Consider the following 22,032-nt stretch of genomic DNA (forward strand, 5'->3'; position numbering starts at 1 on the left):
CTTGAAGCAGTTCTAGCCAATGTTTTCCTATCCCTGGCCAGTTCACCAGCAGGCGTACCGTTTGAGTCTAACGCTTTTGCTGCCGCATAAATCACGGGTTTTCTGTTCAGATCTCATCAAGGCGGAGACGACCGGCAGGGCCCATACAGATGCGGGGCTTGGTTTGCATCTGCATGGGCGATGTGGAGCAGCCATTCATCCGAGCGGCTATGCGGCTTCCCAAACCTGATTGAGGATCTTTGCCGCAAGCGCCGCCTTGTCCTGCGGCAAGAATCGGCCGTAGTGCTGCTGAACGACATCCGGTGTGTCTTGGATGGCATAACTCGCCTGCTCATACGATCCGGTCTGCTTGAGGATATGCGTTGCCAGAATGTCCCGAAGATTATGCGGTCCGTGCGGCAGCAGGCCCTTGATGGCTCCGCGGCCGGTATAGGGATTGTAGATGCCGTAGCGTTGGACCACTGTCCGCCATGCTTCATAAAATTTGGTGGAATCGTATGCCGCGTCCAGACTGTTCGTCTTCACCGTCTTGACGAAAAAGGTGCCGGGATCTTTCGCTGAACCGAGCAGCACACCGCGATGGCGATCGATATAGGCCTCAAGGTATTTGTAGAGGTCGAGCAAATCCGGCAGGATCAGGCGAAACGGCTTTTGTCCGAAGAATGATGAGCCTGAGTTCTTGAAGGCGATTGATGGAATGAGGACCTCCCATCCGTTTTCTCGATCGCTCCAGCGCAATTCACCGCATTTCATGTCTTCCAGCCGTCGCTCCGAAGTCGGGAAATGCCCGCGTGGGCACAAACGAAGCTGGCGAAGGTTCTTTTGCCGAAGCCCAAGATGAAGGCCGAGGCGCAGCAAAAGGAAAGAGCGGACCGCTTCGGCTGCTGCCCGTGGATAACGATTTTCATCCGGCATACGCTTCAGGATCTCATCTGTGATCTTGCGATATTCCGACAGTGGGCTGTCTGCTTCAAGGACTACCATGATCGGCTCGAATGGATCGCGATGCACGCGCATGACACGCTGGATTTCCTTCGAGCGATTGGCAGCATGCCGGTGGAATGCGTCGCAGGCGCCATGCCAGTCACGTGCTGCGAATTCTATCTCCTCCGGCGCGATCAGCCCTTCGATTGGCTGAACCTTCTTCAGGAGCTCTGGATGCTGGCGGATCCAGCCCACCTCCGCCCGCGTGAGAGCTTGCGCCACCATCAGCATGTCTTCTTCCCATTTGGTGTAGAAGCCGCGGCGCTGCTCCCGCCATTGGAGGTACCAGTCCCAGACGCCCGGGAAGATCAACAGTCCAAAGGTCAGTTGGCTGAGCGGCACACCGCGCCCTTTGACGACGCTGGCGGGTGAGGCAGCGAGTGCACCGAACATGAGGCCGAGATGCTCGACCTTCTGGGATGCGGTTTCCTCTCCCCAAACTCCATTTCGTTGGAAGCCGATTGCGGTCAGCGTCGATGTCTTGAAGCGGATCAGATCGGCCATCTCCATAGCCAACCGCGGCGGCGCATCGACTACGCCGGATAGGAGATCAGGATCTTCAAAGGCCTCGGGATTGTGGCTCGTGCTGTCCGGGTTCATTTGCGGTCGTGGGGACAGGATGCCTCCGCCATAGGTGATCCCCGGAAATCGTATTGCATAACGCTGTTTGGTTGCCGCCGCCTGGTAGCGACGATAGTCGGTTGAGCCCGAGGTGATGACCCGGCGCACCCATTCGATGATTTCTTCGCGCTTAGAGAACGGCAAGCTGCTGAAATTATCAGGAAGATGCCATGCAAGTCGTCGCCGTTCCGCCGCACTGATGTCGCCCATATCATGGCCGTATAGGGAGCGGGATTGGTGCGGCAGCTTCGCTTTGAAATAGCCCTGTCCCAGTCGGTAGCGCCGCTCGATACGGGACAGGATCTCGAAGCTCGTCAGAGATCGCGGAACGCGCTCGCCCTGAACCCATGATAGCAGGGTCTTGTCATCGAACGTCTCGCCCAGTCGAACGACGGCGCGGTAGAGTTGCCAGTAGCTCTCGCCGAACCGGCGCATGTGATAAACGAGCGCATCGCTAAAGCTCGCCGGATCATCGGTCGCCTCAAACAATGGCTCAGGGAATGGGCTGATTGGTTTCGGTTGTGGTCCCCTCGGCACTGATGACGAGGTAGCCGGGGTTTTGTCGGAGAGGATCTGTCGCGGTCGGGAACGCGTCGCAGTTTCCACCTTGCGCCGAACGGTATTGCGCAATTTCGTGCGTGTTTTTGTCGACTGTATGTCATCGGCGGCAGGCGGTTCTCCGAGCCAGCGGATAATCGCGTCCAGTCCGGGACGGAGCGCCTTCTTCAAATCGGCTGTCAATTCCTTTTCGATCCCGCATACCTCGCCAATGGCTGTCCAATCCATACGCCCACTAACGATCGGTGGTGGCCGGCGATGGATGACAAGACCAACGAGATAGGGCCGAATGCTTTCCAGAACTCGCTGTGAGGTGATTGGCGCGATGCGCACATCGCAGAAGTCCGAGATTTTTCGTTGAAAGTGATGAGATGAAAGATCGTGTTTTGCCATGCTCTTATTCCGTTTCCCTCGGCACCGGAGCCGAGGGCGAGCGGGAATAGGAGCGGACATTTAAAGAAGCGTGTATTGCGGGTGTGCTTCCAGTTTCGGTGCCCAGATTGCCTTACATCCTATCAGTAGAGGAAACAAAATTGATCTGGAAGAAGATCTTTTCGTCTCCTATGATCCCTATTGGCGGCATTTAGTTTGACATGAGTAGATACGGTGAGATACGTAAACATATCATAATGGGAAAGATGAAGCGTTAAGGTGTCGTATGAAGTCGGATTCTGAGGCCCTTCAGGAGATAGGGCGGGTGCTCAAGACGTCGCGCAAGACTTTGGGCCTCACCCAGGAGCAGGTTGCGGATATGGCGGGTATATCGCGACCGCGGTACCGCGAGATTGAGGCTGGAGTCAGCGCTGCCCGTACGACCACTCTGATCAACATTGGTCGTGCGCTTGGTCTGGAACTGATGCTCATCCCGCAAGCCATGGTCCCGGCGGTTGAAGCTTTACTGCAGCCAGGTGGCGCCGAAGATGACCTTCCTGCTTTCGTCGCCAGTCCTGATGGTGATGGCAATGTCTGATGCGCCTCTTGATCCAAGATCTATAACCTCACTGGACGTGCTGCTGAATGACCTGAAGGTCGGCATGATCGTGAGGACGCCGGGAGACTTCAACGCGTTCAGCTTTGAGGAGAGCTATCGACAGACGGGTGGTTTTCCAGTGCTCAGTTTGTCATTTCGCGCGGCACATGGGGGTTTGCGGAAGGACCCGAAGCCTGTCGCAAGGGCTTTGCCATCGTTCTTTGCGAACCTTCTTCCAGAGGATAAACTGCGCGAGGCGATGGAGAAGCACCATTCAGGCAGCGTGCGAGCAGGAAATGATTTCGACCTGCTTGCAGCACTCGGATCGGATCTGCCGGGGGCTGTCCGAATTGTGCCGAGCGAAGGCAGCGTTGTTCGTAATGAGGGTTTGACACCCCCCAGACCGAAGGCCCGGTTTTCGCTCGCCGGCGTGCAAATGAAACTCTCCGTCATCAAAAACACAGGCAAGGGCGGCGGTCTGACGATCCCCTTAGGCGACGGGCAGGGTTCATATATCGCCAAGTTTCCATCGACATCATTTCCCGGTGTCTCGGAAAACGAATTTGCAAATCTCGCATTGGCCGAAGCGATTGGTATGGACGTGCCGGAACGCGAACTCGTGCAACAATCGCAGTTCGAGGGTATCCCGGAGGAGTTTGAGACATTGTCCGACGGCAAAGTCCTCCTCGTCAAACGTTTCGATCGCGTCGCCAGCGGTGAGCGCGTCCATATCGAAGATTTCGCGCAGGTATTCGGCGTCTATCCGTCTCGAAAATATGAGGGGGCCGCATATCATGATATCGCTGCGGTTCTTGGGGTCGCCGTTTCTTCAGCGGCAGCCCTCGAGTTCGTCCGACGACTGGCTTTGGCTGTGCTGACAGGCAATGGCGACATGCATCTCAAGAATTGGTCGCTGATTTATCATGGGAAGGGCGACAAGCCGGCACTCGCCCCAGTCTATGATGTGCTATCGACCGTGCCATACATTCCGTCGGACGCCATGGCACTGTCGCTGGCCGGTGAAAGGCCGTTCAAGGCAATGAACGCCCAGCGATGGAAAGTCTTCGCTCATCGTGCGCGACTGCCGGAAGCTGCTGTGCTGAAGGCTGTTACGGAGACAGTGGAGCGCGTCAACCAGTCTTGGTGGTCTCTGCCTGAACGAGCTGTTCTACCCGATAGAGTGTTGGAACGGGTTGATGCCCACATCAAGCTGATGTCGCCGATCCTCGGCACGTGCGCTGATTAGCAATTGGTGTTTTTCCGTAACGCGTTAGCAGTTTCGTGGCCCACCAGTACCGATCGGGTTGTTGGTTCGAATCCCTTCAAGAGCTGAGGCTATGCCCGCTTTGCGCCTTCATTTCAGCCGTTACTGCATCTTGGCGCGAGGCTCGGAAGCTGCCATTCGACGCGGCCACCACCAACGGCAGGACAGGCCGATTGGCTGGGGAACCTGGATTCTCACATGATTTCAGAGGCTTAAGAAAATTGCCTTTGAATTCCCTATCTTTTTCCCATCGCGAGCGACCGTGGATGCCACATTTGTGCCCTGGCTTTGGGCATCAGTCAACAGGACCGAGCGAGCGGCAATTATTTCCGCTCTCCAACACCGAGTATGCGCTGAGGTAGGATCGTGTCCCGTAGTGCAGCTCTTTGCCATCCACGGCGTATTCCGGCTCGGCCGGAGGGAATATCAGCGGGCCACAGTAGGCAAGCTGATGCGGATCGTCGCTCTCAGGCCGAGTGTTGCTCGGTGAAAAAAACGCTATCGCGTGATCCCGTCGCCGTGACACACAGCCGCAGATGATCAGATCTTTGCCAGCGATCAATCAAACTTTCAGTTGGCGAAGCTTCGGCATACGCATCCACAAGAGTAAGGCGAAGACCACGACGCTAAAGGACATCAGTGCCATAGCAGGCCTTGGTCCTGTCACTGTCGAGAGAAGAGCCATAGCGGCGGTCCCCATCGGCATCAAGCCGCGCGTCATGAAGAGAGAAGACAGGACCCTCCCTCGAAACTCGTCGGCGACCGTCAGTTGCAAAATGGTATTATTGGAAGAATTATAAGCTATGTGCATAGCGCCTGCCGCAAACAGCACCGGGATTGCCCAATACATGGTCGGCGCCATGGCGAAGAGAATCAGCGAGAGGCCGAAGCCTGCCATGAAGATCAACATGGTCGAGCCGCGTCTAGCATCCCGCTGCAAACGACTGGCAAGCAGACCGCCACATATCGACCCTGCCGCAGCAAGCGCAGTCATCAACCCGAGGCCGCTGGCGCCGGTATGGAACACTTGTGCAGCAAAGACCGCAAGAAACTGGATGTAGGGCTGGCAGAAGAATGTCGGAACCAGCGCGACGGCAACCAGCATCAGCAAAACGGGTTCGCGGCCCATATAGCTAAAGCCACCCAGAAGGCTGGAGAGGAAGCTCTCTTGCTTGCGTGTGACCTTTTGAGGTGGCACGTCGAGCATCAGGAGCATAGCCATCACGACGGTAAAGCTCAGCGCGTTTGCGATGAAGCAGGCCGTGACGCCAAAGCTGGCAATGAGCCCGGCCGACGCCAAAGGTCCGATGATCTTTGCGAGATTGAGTGCCATCGAATTTAACGATACTGCGCTCGCTATCGCCTCATGCGGTACAAGATAATAGACAAGCGAGTGGCGGGCCGGCAGGTTGAAGGACACGATCATACCGCGGCAGACCGCAAGGATCAGGATCAACCAGATCGATGCGTTGAAGAAGGTGACAACACATGCCAGGCCGATGGCGACGGACATGGCCAGCGCCTGTGTCCAGATGAGCATCGTTCTTCGATCGACACGGTCGGCAACGACGCCGCCGAACATTGCAAACAGCATGATCGGCAGCCCGCGACACAAATTTACCAAACCGAGCATCACCGGGTCGTTCGTCGTCGAGATCACGAGCCAGTTCAGGGCGATTTGATCAAGCCAGTCTCCAACGAAGGAGATCGAGTTGCCATACCAGAACAGTCGATAGTTACGATAACTGAGCGCCGCAAAGGTTCCACGCCGAGCAATGGAGGGCGTCGTCGTGTAGCTATCCTTCGACGTGTCAGGTGATGTCATGAAAAATCCCGAGGGTAGGGTTATCTCGTTTGCAATCGTGGATCCGACCGCAAGGTCGGATCCACGATTTGCCGGTCGAAGGCGACGATAGGGGCTACGAAGGCCGCGTTTCAGGCCGCTCGTCTGAGCGCCATACTCTGAGGCTCTTTCCCTGCCTTGGCGTCAAATTTCAAGGTCGAACTTGCCGGCCATGCGCCTCTATCGGCTCTGCAGCGCCCTTCCGTCCATATCCTTTTCCAGCAAACTGAGATGGCTCAGGATCGTCGGCGCAATATCCGTGATTGAGCTATCTTCGGTCACTTTGCGGCCAGCCTCGAAACCTTCACCCACTATGATCAGTACGGGATTGGTCTCATATCGACCGCGTCCGCCATGCATGCCGCAATCGCGGCGCACCTCGCCGATCTCCTCGTCGAAACGGACTGCCATGGCGGACAGTCCCGGAACGCCGTTGATGTTGGCACCTTCGGTCTTGGCCATGTCGATGGCGATGATGTCGTCACCGGGGATCTGACCAAGTTCGGCCAGATCCTCACCCATGAGCACATCTTCCACCCAGGGCTGCTCGCGCAACCAGTCGGCTGCCTCAACACGCCGACCGGCAGCATTGCCACCGAAATGGATGAATGCGGCGCAGCCTTGCGGTGCAACTACGATTTCGGGTCCGTCGAGCGACGACTTGAAGCCGGCTTCGAACAGCCGGCGTTCGACCGGGATCGCCTCGGTGACGGATTCGTGGCCATGGTCCGAACCGACGATGAACAGCACGTCATGGCCCTCATCCCGCAACCGTTCCACGGCCTCTGCTACCTGGCCGACCAGCCTGTCGGCACCGGCAAGCGCTGCGAGATGAACCTGCGAGCCAAGCGGAGCTGCATGCATCGACTTGTCGGGTTCTGACAACCAAAGGGTGGCGGAGGAGGGACGTTTTTCCGACAAAGCCTCGATGAAGCGCCGGGTGACGATCGCATCGCCCTCGTATCCGGCTGCGGTCGTCAAGGTTTCGCCAGTGGGGATGCGGCCTGGCGCATAGCAGAGTTCGCGGTGGTACATGTGGGCATGGCTATAGCTGTCATGGAAGAAGGCAGCGCCCGGCGAAGCGTTGCTGGCGATAATCGAGCCGTGGAGACCTGCGACGCGCTCCGACAGGGCCGGACGGGTCAACATGCGGCCATAGTGGCGGCGATAGGTCTCGAAGAATTCCGGCTTGCCCGCATCGTGGAATTCGAAACCGCCTTCGATCGGCAGACCCATGCAGTTGCCGCGCAAACCGTGGCCAAGCGGATGGCACCCCGTCGCGATCGAGGCGGAGGACGCACGGGTCGCGGACGGAAATATGCCGCGCTGGTTGGCAAACCAGGTGCCGGCGCGCTTGAGCGACGCCATGACGGGTGTCGTCTCGTCGGTGATGAAATCCGGGCGATTTCCATCGCACATGACGATGACTGCAATTTTGTGGGCCATGATCTGTCCTTAATCGAATTGGCTTGTGAGACTGTCGGTTCAGCCGAAATAGGCCGGTAGCGGTCGCTCAGGCATCGAGGTCGTGGTCTTGGCCTCGTCGGTCCAATTGCTGGCGTCAATGTTGAGAAAGAGGCGTGGCCGCACGACGTGATGGCGAAGACCGTCTGCATCGAGATGCCAGACGAGATAGCCGGTACGCATAGGGCTGATATCACTCGGCGGGTTGGCCGGCATGTTGACGAACGACGTGGCCGGTGCCGTGACGATGCGAAGGCCTTTGTGTTCACGCTCGGTGTGTTTGTGAATGTGTCCTGCGGCAAGTGCTGTCACCCCATGGGCAAGGCACGTGTCGAGCAGCCAGCGGCGCGGCTCAGGCAGGATACAATGGGTGGTAATGGCCGCATCGTCCGGATCCGTGCCGAACGGCGGCATATGCGTGAAGACCACGGTGGTGCGGCGGTCACGCTCCGCAAGTGCTGTTTCGAAGAAGGCGGCCTGCACAGCTTCCTGTTCGTGACCGCTCCCCATAAGCGCGCTGTCCAGACCGATCATCCGGAGTCGTAGGCTGTGCTTGTCCAGATCCTGTAGCCACCAAGAGGGCCCCACGTGGGTCCTCCAGGCATTAAGACGGGTGTCGTTGACTGGCTGCTTCAGCCGTGAGGCCATCGGCGCTTCACCGACATCGTGATTGCCGGCGATGGCCCGCCACGGGGATGGAAGCTGCCGGTGGCAGTCAACCGCATAGACGAGATCGTCGGGTCGCTCCGGCCCATTGAAGGAGATGTCGCCCGAATTGACGATGAAATCGGGCGACAAGGTTCGCATTTCCTCGACGAAGACAGGCCAATTGGCCGTGAACCAGGCATGGCTGCGCGACAGATGCGTATCAGATACCTGGACGATGGTCAGCCTCTTGGCCATGAGTGTCTCCTTAGGCTTGCGGGAAGTGCAGGTTGTCGGGGCGCAGATCCATGAAGTAGAAGGTAGTCGGACGCCACTGGATCGACTTCTTGATCGCGTAGGCTTCGAAGGGCTGGTAGAGGATTGTGCCCGGGGCTTCGTCTTCCCAGGTGTCCAGCATCTTCACGAACAGGGCCTTGCGCTTGGCCGGATCGGTCTCGGCTTCGAGTGCCTTGCCGTATTCGTTAAAGGCCTTGCGGGATTCGACCGACCACGCGTCCTTCGACTGGATTTCACCGCCCGGACCCCAGGCCACCCAGAGTGCGCCCAGCGGATCGGGCAAGCGGGTCGAGTTCGACCAGTTGAAGATCTGCGCACCTTCGCCCTTCATCTGGTCAGAGGTTTCGACCACCTGCAGGTCGGCGTTGATGCCGACGGCCTTCCACATCTCGACCAGCACCTGGGCTGCTTCCAGAGCGTTGGTGTAATAAGAAGCCTGTGTCCGGTAGACGATCTTTTCGCCTTTGTAGCCGGCCTCAGTGAGCAGGGCCTTGGCCTTCTCGGGATTGAAAGGCAGCTTGCGGCCTTCGACGAACATCTGGCCATATTCGGGATAGTTATGGCTGCCGGGCACTTCTGCCTTACCAAGCCACAGGGTGTCGACGAGCTTCTGGCGATCGATGGCGTTCGTCAGCGCCTGGCGCATGCGTTTGTCGGAGAGAAGCTTGTCGTGATTATCGAACACCAGCACATGGGCATTGGCAAGAACGACCGAGCGGATCTCGATGTCGTCATAGCCGCCGATGATCGCTACCTGGTCCGGGGGCACGTTGGTGATCAGGTCGAATTCGCCAGAGACCAGACCGGCAACGCGCGCGGCAAGTTCCGGCACGGCGCGGAAGGTCACCTTCTTGGCGGTCGGCTGGCCGAGGAAATAGTCGTCGAAGGCTTCGAGAGCCGTCGCTTCGTTCTGGCTGTGGGAGACAACCTTGTAGGGGCCAGTGGCCACAGGAGTGCGCGAATAGGCGTCGAAGCCCATTTCCTCATAGGCGCGCTTGTTGACGATCCAGGCGCACCAGGAGGCGAGGCGCTGTTCGAGCAGCACATCGGCGACCTTGGTGGTGAAGCGCACGGTATAGCGATCGATGGCGGCGACATCTTTCAGCACGCCGAAATAGGGCTTGGCGCCCGGGATCTGCGCCTTTTCGCCACGCAGGCGTCCATCGCGGAACGTGTAGGCCACGTCTTCGGCCGTCAGTTCGTCGCCATTGTGGAACTTGACGCCCTGGCGCAGCTTGACGATCAGTTCTGAGGGGCTGACACGCTCCCAGGAGGTCGCCAGATGCGGCTTCAGTGCCGAGCCCCCGCCATCGGGCGTGCCGAGAAAGTCTCGACGGATCAGTGTGTCGAAGATGGAATAGGTGACGCGGGTGCCGACGTTGGAGAGTTCGCGGGCCGGCTCAAGCGTGGCCGGCAATGCGGCGACGGCGACGGTGAAATCGGGACGCTTCGTATCGCCGGCGGCGGCGAATGCCGAGGGTACGAAATCGAAGATGAAGGGGGTGAGGGCGGCACCCTGCAGCAGCAGGCGGCGGTTGATGTTGGGCATCATGGGCTCCGTTGGTTGAGACGTCGGGATTTGCATTACCGGCCGATTGGCCGCGGCGGTGAGGTGGGAAACCTTCTGTTCAGCCTCGCAGGGAATTCGGTTCTGAAACAATGAGCGTCGAGCGGGCAGCGAGACCAAGTTCGACATCGTTAAGCATCACGGCATCGGGCTGATGCGAAAGCAGGGTGGCCATCGCCTCCGGGGCGATGACCCCGACCCCGTTATGGGTCGGCTGACCGGCCATGACGATCACCTTGAGACCGATGGACTGCAGCCGCCGAATGGCGTCCCGCGACACATCCATTTCCCAGAGACGGGCCCAAGCGCCGCCGATCTCGCGCAACGGCGGGTAGTCGCCGTAGTCGCGAAACAGGCCGAGGATCGGACTGTCCGGCAGTTGCTGCCGCACCAGCATGCTTGCGGCGAGCGAGCGTGTTCCGAAGGCAACGGCCGCGTCCTCGCCGAGCTCCGGCGCGATCAGATCGAGACCGTGGCCCAAGGCTTTGGGCTCTGTGACTTTGGTATCAAGCAGGACTGAGATGCGTCCGCGAACAATTGCCAAGCCCTCCGCAACCGTCAGCACGGCTGGGTGGATGGCGCAGAGATCACTGTGGTCGATTTCGTCGATTGCCCTTGCATCGCCGTGCAGTCGCTCCAGCGTATCGTCGTGAAAGACCACCGGAACCCCGTCGCGGGTCAGTCGCCAGTCGAACTCGATGAAGTCGGCACCGGAAGCGATAGCTTTCTCAAAGGCCTCCCGACTGTTTTCACCAGCCAGTGTGCTGGCGCCGCGATGGCCTCCGATAAAGGTGCGATTGCCGGCATGCCGCGGTCTCGTCCAGATAGGTTGGTGGGTCACTGTCAACCCTCCCGTTCGACTGTCGGATCGAGCCGATCCCGCAGCCAGTCGCCGAACAGACTCATGGCAAGCGTCGTGAGGAAGATCACTATCCCCGGCAGAACGGCGATCCACCAGGCATTGAGCAGGTAGTTGCGGCCCTCACCCAGCATCAGTCCGAGCGAGGTCCCTGGCGGTTGGATGCCCAGGCCCAGGAAGGAAAGCGAGGTTTCGAGCAGTATCGTGCCGGGGAAGTTAAGCGTTGCTTGTACCACGAGAGCGGCAGCGATATTGGGCAGGAGATGACGGAAGACGATCCGGCCCTGTCCGGCGCCGAGCGCTTCAACGGCCTTCACGTAGTCGGCCGATTGCTCCGAGATCACCTGTCCACGCGCCAGGCGGGCGTAGCGCTCCCAGCCCTCCAGGCTCACGAGCACGATGAACAGGGGAATGCTATTGCCGAAGAAGGCGAGGAAGGCGATGGCGATGAACAGCGACGGCATCGCTGTCTGGATATCCGCGAGCATCATCACGAAGAGATCGGCAAGGCCGCGCAGGCGACCGGCCGCAAGTCCCATGAGGGTGCCGCCGACGGCGCCGATCAGAGTGCCCAGGACGGCGATCAGGATCGAGGTACGCAGGGCGTAGATGATACGGCTGAGCACATCCCTGCCCAGATGGTCGGTGCCGAGCGCATGGTCCCAGGAGCCGCCCATCAACACCGGAGGATGGAAGCGTGCCAGCAGATCCTGCGTCGTGTAATGCGCCGGTGCCACGAGATCGGCAAAGATGGCCAGCAGTATCATCAATGCGAGCCACGCGAGGCTGATAACGATGGAGATCGGCATGCCGTCGAACAACCGACGACCGGAGGGTGAAGCGCTGTCGATTGCGGTCATTTTGCACCTCCAAGCGTGCGGGCAAGACTGACCTTGGGGTCGATCACCGCATGGAGGATATCGACCAGAAGGTTCGACAGCACGATGATCAGCGTGACCGTCAGGATGACGCCCTGAACCACTGGCAGGTCACGGCTGTAGACGGAGGAGACCAGCAGCCGGCCAAGACCCGGCCAAGCAAAGATGGTTTCCGTTACCACGGCACCCGAAAGCACGAGACCGATCTCGATGCCGTAAAACATCAGCAATGGCACCATGGCATTGGGCAGCGCATGGCGCAAAATCACCCGGATTTCTCCGGCACCCTTGGCATGGGCCGTGCGGATGAACTGCTTGCCCATCACTTCCAGCGTGGCGGTCCGGGCAAAACGAGCGATGCGACCGGCAAGCGGCAGCGCGAGCGTGACCGTCGGCATGATGAGATGCATCCAGGTCTTTGCGCCGGAGGATGGCAGTACTCGGAGTTGCAGCGCAAATAGCAGGATCATCATGATGCCGAGGAAAAAGATGGGCATGGAATAGCCGAGAACGGCAAAAGCCATCACGCCGCGATCCACTGGTCCCCCGCGTCGCACCGCACCGATGATGCCAAAGGTGAGGCCGAGGATGGAGGCCAGGAGCAGGGCCGAGATGCCAAGCAGCAGGGTCCGCGGCAGCGTCTCGGCAATGACGTCGATCACCGGCAGGTCGTTGGTGAAGGAGACGCCGAGATCTCCGCCGACAGCCCTGCCGAGGAAGGCCAGATATTGCACGTAAAGTGGCTGATCTAGCCCCCACGCCACGCGATACTCCTCCATCACGGAAGGCGGCGTCTCGGCGGGCAGCAATTGTTCGACGGGGTCGCCAGCGGTGCGCAACACGATGAAAACCAGCGTCACGCACAAGAGCAGCGTGATGATCGAACGCAGCATGCGGTAGAGAATGGCAACAAGGCTCTGGACAGTCATCGGAACGCGCCCTCCAGGGCATAAGCGGGGGCGTTGCCGTCGGCGGACGCAACAGAGCGTGCAGACGATGATCCTCCAGCGACGTGGCAGGCCACAAGCCGGTTACTGCCGAGCGAAACAAGATCCGGGACTTCATTGCGGCAGCGGGCGACGGACATCGGGCAGCGCGGATGAAACGAACAGCCGGATGGCCGTTGTGCCGGGTTCGGTGGTTCCCCCTGCAACATGTCGCGGTCGGCCATGCGACGCCCGGGTACCGGGGCGGCGGACACAAGGGCGCGCGTATAGGGATGTTCCGGGCGAGCGAAAAGATCGTCGGCATCTCCTTCCTCAACGATACGGCCGAGATACATGACGGCGATGCGGCGGCTGACCTGGCGGACCACGCGTAGGTCATGGCTGATGAACAGCATGGCGAGCCCAAGTTCGGCCTGCAGGTCGCTCAGCAGGTTGACCACTTGCGCCTGGATCGACACGTCAAGCGCAGAGACAGGCTCGTCACAGACCAGAAGGTCCGGCTTGGATACGAGAGCGCGGGCAAGCACCACCCGTTGACGCTGGCCGCCGGACAGCTCATGCGGAAAGCGTTGTGTGACGCTGGTAGACAGCCCGACCGCCTGCAGTAACTCGCTGACGCGCGCATCGCGTTCCGCCTTCGTACCGAGGCCGTGGATGTCGAGCGGCTCGCGAACCTGAGATGCAACCGACAAACGGCGGTCAAGTGCGCCGAGCGGATCCTGGTAGATCATCTGCATACGCATCCGAAGCTGTCGCCAGTCCTGGCTTCCATGAGGCGCCATCGCTTTACCTTCGAATAGCACGTCTCCACCGCTCGCGGGCTCCAGCCCCAGGACGACACGGCCAGTGGTGGATTTGCCCGATCCGCTTTCACCGACGATGCCGAGCGTATCGCCCCGCTTAAGCTTCAGCGAGACATCATCGACAGCCCTGACGCCTTTCGCCTTGGCAAACAGGCCGCGGTGCATGTCGTAGACTTTGGCGATCGATCTTGCTTCCAGAAGAGGGGCGTTCATGACAGTACGGGCTCCAGCAGGGCGCCATCCCCTGTTGCGGCGCGGTCTCGATGGACCGTATCAAAGCAGGCAAGGTTTCGACCGCCGCCTATTCCGGACAGCGTCGGTACCGAGCTTGCGCAGGCGGTAACCGCGCGGCTGCACCGCGGCGCAAAGGAACAGCCGGTCGGAAGAGCGCGAGGATCAGGCACCTGACCACCGATGGACACCAGACGGCGGCGCGGACCGTCGATACGCGGCAGACTGTCGATCAGGCCGCGGCTATAGGGATGGGCTGGATTGTTGAACAGTTGTTCAGCACTTGCCTCTTCCACGATGCGTCCGGCATACATGACCGCGACGCGGTCGCAGGTCTGAGCGACAACGCCGAGATCATGGCTGATGAGCACGAGGCCGGTGCCCGACTCCCTTTGCACAAGTGCCAGCAGATCGAGGATCTGCGCCTGGATCGTCACGTCGAGCGCCGTCGTCGGTTCGTCTGCGATGAGGAGATCGGGCTCGCCGGCCAGCGCCATGGCGATCATGACGCGCTGGTTCTGGCCGCCTGAAAGCTCGTGCGGGTAGGCGGAAAGCCGTCGCCCTGCATCAGGAATGCCAACGAGGTCGAGCAGGCGACGCGCTTCCGCCTTTGCCGACCGACCGGTTAGGCCGCGATGCAACTTGAGTGCTTCCTCGATTTGACTGCCGATCGTCAGCATCGGGTTCAACGCGCTGGCGGGGTCCTGGAAGATCATGGCAATGCGCCCGCCGCGGATCCGGCGCAGCGCGGGCGGGGACATGCCGACGAGGTTTTGTCCATCGAGCGTGGCGCGACCGGTGACTTTCGCCGTTGCCGGTAGCAGGCCAAGTGCTGCAAGCCAGGTCACTGACTTGCCGGAGCCAGATTCGCCGACCAGGCCAAGCGTCTCGCCGCGACCGATGGCGAGGTTGATCGCATGTAGAACCGTTACCCCATTGAAGGCGACGGTCAGGTCGTCCAAAGTCACATAGTTACTCACCGGCCTCTACCTCCAGTTTGACGACCGGCGCGGATGTGCCCGGCCGATATTTCTCGATGAAGGCGTCGATCGACAGCCCGCGGATGTCGGCGAGTGCGCGGCTGAGGGCATCGTGCGACCAATCCCACCAGGCGATCTCCAGAAGTGCTGCGGCCTGGGCCCTGCTGAAGCGCTGCTTGATCACGCGTGCCGGAACACCACCGACGATAGTGTAGGGCTCCACGTCCCTGGAGACGACGGCTCCGGCGCCGATGACCGCGCCTGTTCCGATCGTCACGCCGGGCAGCACGGTCACGCCGTGACCGATCCACACATCGTGGCCGATGGTAACCCAGTGATCCCTGCGCCACTGGAAGAACGCAGCGTCATCATCGCCTAAACCATACTGCGCGGCGCGATAGGTGAAATGATGCTGGCTGGCGCGCCAGGTGGCGTGATTGCCGGGGTTGATCCGGGCCCCTTCGGCGATCGAGCAGAACTTGCCGATCGTCGACCAGACGACATTGCCGCCTTTGACGATATAGGAATAGTCGCCGAACTGGCTGTCGCGCATGCTCACATGGGCCTGGATCTCGGTCCAGCGGCCGAGGTCGCAGCCGATCACGCTGGCGGTTTCGTGGATGGTCGGCTGTTCGCTCAACATCTTCATCGTGTTGTCCCCATCGTGCCGATGAAACGGGTGCGGATGTCGGCCGACAGGGCATCGATCACATAGACCATCACGATGATCAGCAGGATGATCGACCAGGCCTCGTCCCATCGATAGGCACCGATGCGGTCTGACAGGAGGAAGCCGATGCCGCCGGCGCCGACGATGCCGAGGATGGTGCCGGAGCGCACGTTGGATTCGAAGTTGTAGAGTGTGATCGACAAAAGTACCGGCAAGACCTGGGGCATCATGGCAAAGCGGATCGCCTGCAGGCGCGAACCGCCTGAGGCGACGACCCCTTCCACCGGCTTGCTGGAAATGTTCTCGATGGCTTCCGCATAGAGCTTTGCCAGCACGCCGACCTCGCTGACGGCAATGGCCATGACGCCGGCCAGAGGTCCAAGCCCGAAGGCGCGTATGAAGACCAGCGCCAGGATCAGCGTTTCGAAGGCACGGATGATGTCGAACCCACGACGCACCCCAAACCGCAGCAGCGGCAGCCGGTTGATCGTCTTGGCGCCAAGGAAGGACAGCGGGAAGGCCAGGATCGCACCCAAAATGGTGCCGAGGAAGGCCATGGAGAGGGTCTCGCCAAGCCCTTCGAGGATCGCGGCGATCTCATCCCATTCGGTCCAGACATGCGGCGGGAACATGAAGGAGAGCACGCGTCCGAGCCGCCCCAGCCCCGTGACGATGCGCTCCGGTGAGAAACCGAAATCGTAGAGGCACCATGCAAACAGGGCGGCAAATCCGGTGATGAGCGCAAGGCGCCGCAGGCGGACCGAGAGAGGTTGCCGAAACGCCTGCGGCACCCGATCACGCCAGTCGGCAATTTCCGTCGATGAAATCATGGTCTGCATCGTCAGGTCCTTTCAAGGCCGATGAGCCTGTGGCGCAGCTTTTCCGAGCCCCAGTCGATGGCGAAGACGGCGAGGAAAATGATGATGAAGAGGGCGGACAGGTCTGTATATTCCTGGAGGGATACAGCCGTGCGCAATTCCTGGCCAAGGCCACCGGCGCCGACATAACCGATGATCGAGGAGGAGCGGACGTTGATCTCGAAGCGCAGCAGCGTGTAGCTGATGATGTTGGGCAGGACCTGCGGCACCGCGCCGTAGCGGATCTGGTCCGCCCAGCTGCCGCCCGAAGATTTGACGCCCTCCAGCGGCCGCATGTCGAGGTTCTCATTGGCCTCGGAATACAGTTTGCCGAGCGAACCGCAGGTGTGAAGCGCGATCGCCAGCACCCCGGCCATGGGTCCGACGCCGAAACAGAAGACGAAGATCAAGGCGAAGACGAGTTCGGGAACAGTGCGCGCAACTTCAAGGCAGCGCCTGGTGATTGTCAGAACCCACCGGTTGGGCGTCAGGTTGCGCGATGCCGGAAAGGACAGGAGGAAACCGCCAGCAACACCGAGCGCCGTTGCCATGAAGGCGATCAGAACCGTTTCCAGCAGCAGCCATGCCCAGATCTTCCAGCGCCAGAACCAGGTGGCGATATCGGAAGCCAGCGTGTCCCAGGCAAGTGACGGGATGGTCTTGGCCAGATATTCGCCGAGACGCGGCAGGCCGGCGAGGAGGATCCAACGTTCGGCGCGCGACCCATCCGACAAGGTGACCTGGGTTACCTTGAAGAAGTTGGAAAAATCCGCGGTCAGAAGGAAAAGTGCCAGAAGAACGATCGCCACCAGCGCGCTCTGCATCCGGGCGCGATTGCGGTGCGCTGCGAAGGCGCGCTCGAAATCGGCGATGGCGGCGGATGGCGGTAGGGTGGATAGGGCTGCTGTCATGGCTGCGTTGTCCCAAGAGAATGAAAAGGGCAGGCGCTTCAGGCCTGCCCTTGGATCCGGTTGGATCAGCTCTTGCGCTGGGCCTTCAGCCAGGCGCGCATGTCGACGATCCACTGGTATCGGTCGTGGTTGACATCGACATAGGCCTTGGCGGTGGAGCTATCTGCGCCGCTCATTTCCTTGAAGGCTGCCGGATCGGCTGTCGGCACGTTCTTCACCGCATCCTTCATGGCGCTGATCAGTTCCGCCGGCAGGTTCTTGCGGGCGGTGAACGGACCGGAGGTGATTTCCGGTGACTTCCAGATCCAGCAGACTTCGCCGGGCTTGATCATGCCCTTGGAGACCATGCGCTGGGGGATGCCGCTCTTTTCGTTGTTGATATAGGTGGCGGCAGCATCGAACTGGCCGTTGACCACGCCCTGCACACCCGCTTCATGGCTGCCGGAAAAGGGGGTGGCGGAGAAATAGGTCGAAGGCTCGAAGCCCTGCTTGACCAGATTGTAGTTCGGTACGGCATAACCGCTGGTCGAGTCCGGATCGGCGAAGGCGAGAACCTTGCCCTTCAGGTCTTCAATCTTCTTGTAGGGGCTATCGCAACGCACGGCGACGATCGAATAATAGCCGGTCGAACCGTCTTCCTGCTGTGAGGTCAAGAGCGGTTCGACGCCGCCCTTGGTCTCGGTATACGCGGCGGCATAGGCGGACGAACCGAGGAAGGCGAATTCGATCTGGTTTGCCGCAAGCGCCTGGATCACGCCGTCATAGCTGCCGGCGGTGAAGATCTCGACATCGACGCCAAGCGTGCGCTTCAGGTAGTCCTTGAACGGCTGGTAACGGGCGAGGCGGTCCTTTTCGTTCTCGGCCGAGGTGACGCCGAAGCGGACGACCTTGTAGTCGGTCTTCCAGTCGGCGGCGATCGCGGGAACGGATACGAGGGCGAGAAGCGCGGTGGCGGCAAGAAATCGCATGGGTTTCTCCATTGGGGTAAGGGTCAGGCGTCAACCGCCGGGCGGATTGCCGTCGAGGTTACGGATTCGTTGAATTCGCCGAGATCGTCGCTGCCATAGATATCGCGGACGACCTCGCCGGTGAGTTGGTGGGCGCCGCCGTCGAAGATGACGCGACCGGCGCGCATGCCGATGATGCGGTCGCAATAGGCCCGCGCCGTATCCAGCGTGTGCAGGTTGACGAGGACGGTGATGCCGTCCTCGTTGTTGATCGAACGCAGCGCGTCCATCACGCGGGTCGCATTGCCGGGATCGAGGCTGGCGATGGGCTCATCTGCCAGGAGGATGCGGGGGTTCTGCACCAGGGCGCGGGCAATCGCCACGCGCTGCTGCTGTCCGCCAGAGAGCGTGCCCGCCTTCTGGAGCGCCTGGGGTGCGAGATCCAGGCGATCAAGTGCCCGGATCGCCAGTGCCCGTTCCGCATCGGTGAAATGCATGGCCATCGAGCTGGCGAAGCCATGTGCGGCAAGCCGGCCGACCAGCACATTGGTGAGGACGTCGAGGCGGTCGATCAGGTTGAACTGCTGGAAGATCATCGCGCACTGGCGCCGCCATTCGCGCAAGGACCGGCCCTTGAGCGCCGTAACTTCCTGGCCGCCAAAAGTGATGCGGCCATCGGTCGGTTCGACCAGTCGATTGACCAGCCGCAAAAGGCTGGATTTGCCCGCACCGGAGCGGCCGATGATCCCGACAAATTCGCCGGGACCGATGTCGAGGCTGACGCCGTCCACCGCGCGGGTGGAGCCAAAGCTGCGGCCAAGGCCGCTCAGGGTGAGATTGTGCTTTTCCATGGGGCCAATGCTGGCCCTCGTCTGTGACAGCGCGATATCATTCGAATGAATTTATTCTTGCGGATTTGTGACGCCGCCATGAAGCCAAGGAGACAGTGGTCGGGCCAAGGGTTACAGTGCGCCAGACAGGCGCCACAAGAAGGGCCGGCAGCTTTCGCCGCCGGCCCGAGCCTGGTCAGATGACGTGCGATCAGGCCGCACGGGTGCGGGTGATCGATCCGTCGGAATAGATCTTGCCGCCACTGCGGATCGTCGCGCGCACATGGCCGATTCCGCTGTCGTCGGCGATGACGAAATCGGCCTGTTTGCCAAGCGCGATCTCTCCTCGATCCGACAGACCGAGTGCTTTTGCAGGGTTGAGCGTTGCAAGGCGGGTGGCACCGGCAAGACCGGCCTGATCGGCCTTTGCCAGTTCCAGGATCGCCGGCAGGATCGCAGACGGGTGATAGTCGGAAGCGAGGATATCCAGCACGCCCTCGGCATGCGCCTGCCGTGCAGAAAGGTTGCCGGAATAGGACTGCCCGCGCAACGCATTCGGCGCACCCATGGCCGTCGCGAGCCCTCTGGCGCGGGCTTCGCACGCGGCTTCCAGCGTCACCGGAAATTCGCTGATTGCGGCACCCAGATCCTGCATCAGCGCGACCTTTGCGGGCGTGTCATCGTCGTGGCTGGCAAGCGCCACGCCATGGGCACGGCAGGTTTCGGAGATCGCGCTCAAAGTTTGCGCCATGATTTCGGCGGGCTGGGTGCGCTCCTCGATACGCTTGGCGATCGACTGGGAAGCTTCCTCCCGGCTCAGACCCCGCTCGCGGACCATCTTTTCGACATGCCGTTCTATGTCGCGGTACTGGCCCTGTCCGGGTGTGTGGTCGGTCAGCGAGATCAGGTCCACCGCACCTTCGGCAATGAGTGCCTCGATAACGCTCAAGGCCTTCGGAAAGGTGATCTCGAAGCGGGCGTGAACCCGGTGATCGACAAGCAGTTGCGGCCCCATCGATTTCAGCGCGCGGATGATGGCGCTGGTGTGCTCGTAGCTGCGCAGATGGCCGTAGGTGGAGGAGGGGCTGAAGGAAACGGCCGCATAGGCGGTCGTGATGCCGGCCACCGCCAGCCGCCGATCGAGGTCGCGCAGGCCCAGTTCCAGGGGCATCGGCACATTCGGCCGCGGCTCCACCTCGCGCTCCACCATGTCACCATGCATGTCAACGAAGCCGGGAAGAAGCAGAAGGCCATCGCCGAAGAGTTCGGCGCCGACCACCGGCGTATCGGCAATCTCCGCTATTTTGCCGGCCTCGACCCGGATGGAGCCGCGCTCGATGACGCGGTCTGCCAGTACGACGCGAAAATCAGATATCCACATGGCCGTCTATCTCCTCGGCTTTCAGTTCAATGTCGCGGTCGACGAGGCCTGCCACGTCGCCGGGATGATGGAAGACGCCGATCATGGCAACACCTAGTGCCTTCAGATCGGCAAGCCGGCGCACCAGCGCGGCGCGGGCATTGACGTCGAGCGAGGCTGTCGGCTCGTCGAGCAGCAGCAGGCGTTGCGGCAGGATCAGCGCACGGGCCAGGTTCACCTTCTGTTGTTCGCCACCGGAAAAGGTGGTGGGGTAGGCGCGCCAGAGATCACGTTTGACGCCGAATGCTTCGAGCCAGCGGCGCGCTTCGTTCAGCGCCTCTGCCGGTGCAATGCCTGCCTGACGGAGCGGTTCGGCAACGATGTCTTCAGCTGCGACGCGCGGGCGAGCGATGAGGAACTGCGTGACGAAACCGATCTCGCGGCGTCTGAGCAGGGCGATATCGACATCGGCTGCGCAGGCGAGATCGATCCGCCCCTCTGCCGTGTGATACCAGACATGGCCGGAGCGCGGCAGATAGCTGCGATAGAGCGTGCGCAGCAGCGTCGATTTGCCCACACCATTCGCCCCCTTGAGGAGCAGGAACTCGCCGGCGTGAAGCGTGAAACCGATGCCGGAAAAGGCGTGCAGGCGCTGGTCCAGATGATGCATGTGAAAGGTCTTGGCGAGACCTTCGACTTCGAGAACGGGCTGCATCACCACCTCACAGTTTCGCGTGGACAAGTTGCTGGGTATATTCGTGCTGCGGGTCCTGGAAGACCTGGTCGACCAGCCCTTCCTCCACAACACGGCCGCGCCGCATGACCATAACCCGGTCCGCCATCGTTCGTATGACGCCAAGGTCATGGCTGACGATTACCATGGTGATCGCCCGGTCACGCTGCAGCCGTTTCAGGGTATCGAGCACCAGTGCCTGGACGCTGACGTCGAGACCGGTCGTCGGCTCATCCAGCAACAGAAGCGCGGGCTCGAGCGCGATGGCCTTGGCAAGCTGCACGCGCTGCTGCATGCCGCCCGAAAGCTCCATCGGCCGCGCATCCATGCGGGAAAGAGGGAATTCGGAAGCGTCGAGGGCCTCGCGCGCCCGTCCGCGCAGGGCCTCGAAACTGCGCTCGCCGGCAATCAGCAGCCGTTCCGCCACATTGCCGGAACTGGTATAGGTCATCAGCAGGCCGAGATGCGGGTTCTGATAGACGATCCCGATCCGGCGGGCGCAGAGCATGCGGCGCTCGAAGCGGTCAAGGTGAAAGAGATTGCCGCTCAGGCCCGGAAGGTCGAGCCTGTAGTCTCCGCTGTCGGGCGTATCCTCCAGGTTCATCATCCGCAGTAGCGTGGATTTTCCCGAGCCGCTCTCGCCCACGATACCCAGCACCTCGCCCGGATAGACCTTGGCCGACACATCCTGAAGGGCGACGACGTCGCCGTAGCGTTTGCCGATATCGGTCATCGAGAGCAGCGGCGGCGTGGTCATCAGCTGCGGCGGCAATTGCTGCAGGGAAGCAGCGGTCATGTGCGTGTCCTGAAGCG

The 22,032-nt window shown here is 60.8% G+C and carries 20 protein-coding genes; 2 read left to right on the forward strand and 18 right to left on the reverse strand.

From position 1 onward, the window contains the following. Positions 1–207: 207 nt before the first annotated feature. Positions 208–2,556 (reverse strand): hypothetical protein, encoded by a 2,349-nt coding sequence (locus tag AC4CWH_RS20075; protein ID WP_491322065.1) that lies wholly within the window; start codon positions 2,554–2,556, stop codon positions 208–210. 265 nt (positions 2,557–2,821) lie between these two features. Between AC4CWH_RS20075 and AC4CWH_RS20080 the strand changes: the two genes are divergently transcribed. Both AC4CWH_RS20080 and AC4CWH_RS20085 read left to right on the forward strand, forming a co-directional pair. Continuing rightward, positions 2,822–3,133, forward strand: coding sequence for a helix-turn-helix domain-containing protein (locus AC4CWH_RS20080; RefSeq protein WP_491322066.1), 312 nt, complete (start codon positions 2,822–2,824; stop codon positions 3,131–3,133). Next, positions 3,126–4,379 (forward strand): type II toxin-antitoxin system HipA family toxin, encoded by a 1,254-nt coding sequence (locus AC4CWH_RS20085; protein ID WP_491322299.1) that lies wholly within the window; start codon positions 3,126–3,128, stop codon positions 4,377–4,379. The genes AC4CWH_RS20080 and AC4CWH_RS20085 overlap by 8 nt, the downstream gene beginning before the upstream one ends. A gap of 580 nt (positions 4,380–4,959) precedes the next feature. Here AC4CWH_RS20085 and AC4CWH_RS20090 read toward each other — a convergent pair. The 17 genes from AC4CWH_RS20090 to AC4CWH_RS20170 form a co-directional block, all read right to left on the reverse strand. Continuing rightward, the gene (locus AC4CWH_RS20090) at positions 4,960–6,222 is read right to left on the reverse strand and encodes an MFS transporter (RefSeq protein ID WP_491322067.1); all 1,263 of its coding nucleotides are present in this window, start codon (positions 6,220–6,222) and stop codon (positions 4,960–4,962) included. A 198-nt stretch (positions 6,223–6,420) separates the two neighbouring features. Continuing rightward, positions 6,421–7,686, reverse strand: a complete 1,266-nt coding sequence (locus AC4CWH_RS20095) for an alkaline phosphatase family protein (protein WP_491322068.1) — start codon at positions 7,684–7,686, stop codon at positions 6,421–6,423. Between the two features lie 39 nt (positions 7,687–7,725). Further along, the gene (locus tag AC4CWH_RS20100; RefSeq protein WP_491322069.1) at positions 7,726–8,607 is read right to left on the reverse strand and encodes a metallophosphoesterase family protein; all 882 of its coding nucleotides are present in this window, start codon (positions 8,605–8,607) and stop codon (positions 7,726–7,728) included. Between the two features lie 10 nt (positions 8,608–8,617). Beyond that, entirely contained in the window at positions 8,618–10,195 is a 1,578-nt protein-coding gene (locus tag AC4CWH_RS20105) for an ABC transporter substrate-binding protein (RefSeq protein ID WP_491322070.1), read from the reverse strand. A gap of 79 nt (positions 10,196–10,274) precedes the next feature. Continuing rightward, a complete protein-coding gene (locus AC4CWH_RS20110; protein ID WP_491287064.1) occupies positions 10,275–11,054 on the reverse strand; it encodes a glycerophosphodiester phosphodiesterase in 780 nt (259 codons plus the stop codon). 2 nt (positions 11,055–11,056) lie between these two features. After that, complete coding sequence (locus tag AC4CWH_RS20115) at positions 11,057–11,932, reverse strand: ABC transporter permease (protein ID WP_491287063.1); 876 nt, start codon at positions 11,930–11,932, stop codon at positions 11,057–11,059. Beyond that, positions 11,929–12,879, reverse strand: coding sequence for an ABC transporter permease (locus tag AC4CWH_RS20120; RefSeq protein ID WP_491322071.1), 951 nt, complete (start codon positions 12,877–12,879; stop codon positions 11,929–11,931). The genes AC4CWH_RS20115 and AC4CWH_RS20120 overlap by 4 nt, the downstream gene beginning before the upstream one ends. Then, on the reverse strand, positions 12,876–13,913 hold the full coding sequence (locus tag AC4CWH_RS20125; protein ID WP_491287060.1) for an ABC transporter ATP-binding protein: 1,038 nt from the start codon (positions 13,911–13,913) through the stop codon (positions 12,876–12,878). Before AC4CWH_RS20125 ends, AC4CWH_RS20120 begins: the two co-directional genes overlap by 4 nt. Further along, complete coding sequence (locus AC4CWH_RS20130) at positions 13,910–14,911, reverse strand: ABC transporter ATP-binding protein (protein ID WP_491322072.1); 1,002 nt, start codon at positions 14,909–14,911, stop codon at positions 13,910–13,912. The genes AC4CWH_RS20125 and AC4CWH_RS20130 overlap by 4 nt, the downstream gene beginning before the upstream one ends. Beyond that, positions 14,904–15,560: a DapH/DapD/GlmU-related protein gene (locus AC4CWH_RS20135; RefSeq protein ID WP_491287057.1), complete on the reverse strand. Its 657-nt coding sequence runs from the start codon at positions 15,558–15,560 to the stop codon at positions 14,904–14,906. Before AC4CWH_RS20135 ends, AC4CWH_RS20130 begins: the two co-directional genes overlap by 8 nt. Next, positions 15,557–16,420, reverse strand: a complete 864-nt coding sequence (gene phnE, locus AC4CWH_RS20140) for a phosphonate ABC transporter, permease protein PhnE (RefSeq protein WP_491287055.1) — start codon at positions 16,418–16,420, stop codon at positions 15,557–15,559. The genes AC4CWH_RS20135 and phnE (AC4CWH_RS20140) overlap by 4 nt, the downstream gene beginning before the upstream one ends. A gap of 2 nt (positions 16,421–16,422) precedes the next feature. Continuing rightward, positions 16,423–17,349, reverse strand: a complete 927-nt coding sequence (gene phnE, locus AC4CWH_RS20145; RefSeq protein WP_491322073.1) for a phosphonate ABC transporter, permease protein PhnE — start codon at positions 17,347–17,349, stop codon at positions 16,423–16,425. A 65-nt stretch (positions 17,350–17,414) separates the two neighbouring features. Then, positions 17,415–18,317: a phosphonate ABC transporter substrate-binding protein gene (phnD, locus tag AC4CWH_RS20150; protein WP_491287051.1), complete on the reverse strand. Its 903-nt coding sequence runs from the start codon at positions 18,315–18,317 to the stop codon at positions 17,415–17,417. A gap of 23 nt (positions 18,318–18,340) precedes the next feature. Further along, positions 18,341–19,147, reverse strand: coding sequence for a phosphonate ABC transporter ATP-binding protein (phnC, locus tag AC4CWH_RS20155; protein ID WP_491322074.1), 807 nt, complete (start codon positions 19,145–19,147; stop codon positions 18,341–18,343). A 190-nt stretch (positions 19,148–19,337) separates the two neighbouring features. Next, positions 19,338–20,507: an alpha-D-ribose 1-methylphosphonate 5-triphosphate diphosphatase gene (locus AC4CWH_RS20160; protein WP_491322075.1), complete on the reverse strand. Its 1,170-nt coding sequence runs from the start codon at positions 20,505–20,507 to the stop codon at positions 19,338–19,340. After that, positions 20,494–21,201, reverse strand: a complete 708-nt coding sequence (locus tag AC4CWH_RS20165) for a phosphonate C-P lyase system protein PhnL (RefSeq protein WP_491322076.1) — start codon at positions 21,199–21,201, stop codon at positions 20,494–20,496. The genes AC4CWH_RS20160 and AC4CWH_RS20165 overlap by 14 nt, the downstream gene beginning before the upstream one ends. Positions 21,202–21,208: 7 nt before the next feature. Beyond that, the gene (locus AC4CWH_RS20170) at positions 21,209–22,015 is read right to left on the reverse strand and encodes an ATP-binding cassette domain-containing protein (protein WP_491322077.1); all 807 of its coding nucleotides are present in this window, start codon (positions 22,013–22,015) and stop codon (positions 21,209–21,211) included. Positions 22,016–22,032 lie beyond the last annotated feature (17 nt).

The organism is Neorhizobium sp. PAMB6716 (genome assembly GCF_058242805.1).

What these genes read in the sequence shown, in the direction of transcription:
- AC4CWH_RS20075 (WP_491322065.1), bottom strand. Translation starts at nt 2,556, where the DNA reads ATGGCAAAACACGATCTTTCATCTCATCACTTTCAACGAAAAATCTCG.
- AC4CWH_RS20135 (WP_491287057.1), bottom strand. Translation starts at nt 15,560, where the DNA reads ATGAAGATGTTGAGCGAACAGCCGACCATCCACGAAACCGCCAGCGTG.
- AC4CWH_RS20170 (WP_491322077.1), bottom strand. Translation starts at nt 22,015, where the DNA reads ATGACCGCTGCTTCCCTGCAGCAATTGCCGCCGCAGCTGATGACCACG.
- AC4CWH_RS20160 (WP_491322075.1), bottom strand. Translation starts at nt 20,507, where the DNA reads ATGTGGATATCTGATTTTCGCGTCGTACTGGCAGACCGCGTCATCGAG.
- AC4CWH_RS20090 (WP_491322067.1), bottom strand. Translation starts at nt 6,222, where the DNA reads ATGACATCACCTGACACGTCGAAGGATAGCTACACGACGACGCCCTCC.
- AC4CWH_RS20105 (WP_491322070.1), bottom strand. Translation starts at nt 10,195, where the DNA reads ATGCCCAACATCAACCGCCGCCTGCTGCTGCAGGGTGCCGCCCTCACC.
- AC4CWH_RS20125 (WP_491287060.1), bottom strand. Translation starts at nt 13,913, where the DNA reads ATGAACGCCCCTCTTCTGGAAGCAAGATCGATCGCCAAAGTCTACGAC.
- phnC (WP_491322074.1), bottom strand. Translation starts at nt 19,147, where the DNA reads ATGGAAAAGCACAATCTCACCCTGAGCGGCCTTGGCCGCAGCTTTGGC.
- AC4CWH_RS20095 (WP_491322068.1), bottom strand. Translation starts at nt 7,686, where the DNA reads ATGGCCCACAAAATTGCAGTCATCGTCATGTGCGATGGAAATCGCCCG.
- AC4CWH_RS20080 (WP_491322066.1), top strand. Translation starts at nt 2,822, where the DNA reads ATGAAGTCGGATTCTGAGGCCCTTCAGGAGATAGGGCGGGTGCTCAAG.
- AC4CWH_RS20120 (WP_491322071.1), bottom strand. Translation starts at nt 12,879, where the DNA reads ATGACTGTCCAGAGCCTTGTTGCCATTCTCTACCGCATGCTGCGTTCG.
- phnE (WP_491287055.1), bottom strand. Translation starts at nt 16,420, where the DNA reads ATGCAGACCATGATTTCATCGACGGAAATTGCCGACTGGCGTGATCGG.
- phnE (WP_491322073.1), bottom strand. Translation starts at nt 17,349, where the DNA reads ATGACAGCAGCCCTATCCACCCTACCGCCATCCGCCGCCATCGCCGAT.
- AC4CWH_RS20115 (WP_491287063.1), bottom strand. Translation starts at nt 11,932, where the DNA reads ATGACCGCAATCGACAGCGCTTCACCCTCCGGTCGTCGGTTGTTCGAC.
- AC4CWH_RS20085 (WP_491322299.1), top strand. Translation starts at nt 3,126, where the DNA reads ATGTCTGATGCGCCTCTTGATCCAAGATCTATAACCTCACTGGACGTG.
- AC4CWH_RS20100 (WP_491322069.1), bottom strand. Translation starts at nt 8,607, where the DNA reads ATGGCCAAGAGGCTGACCATCGTCCAGGTATCTGATACGCATCTGTCG.
- AC4CWH_RS20165 (WP_491322076.1), bottom strand. Translation starts at nt 21,201, where the DNA reads ATGCAGCCCGTTCTCGAAGTCGAAGGTCTCGCCAAGACCTTTCACATG.
- phnD (WP_491287051.1), bottom strand. Translation starts at nt 18,317, where the DNA reads ATGCGATTTCTTGCCGCCACCGCGCTTCTCGCCCTCGTATCCGTTCCC.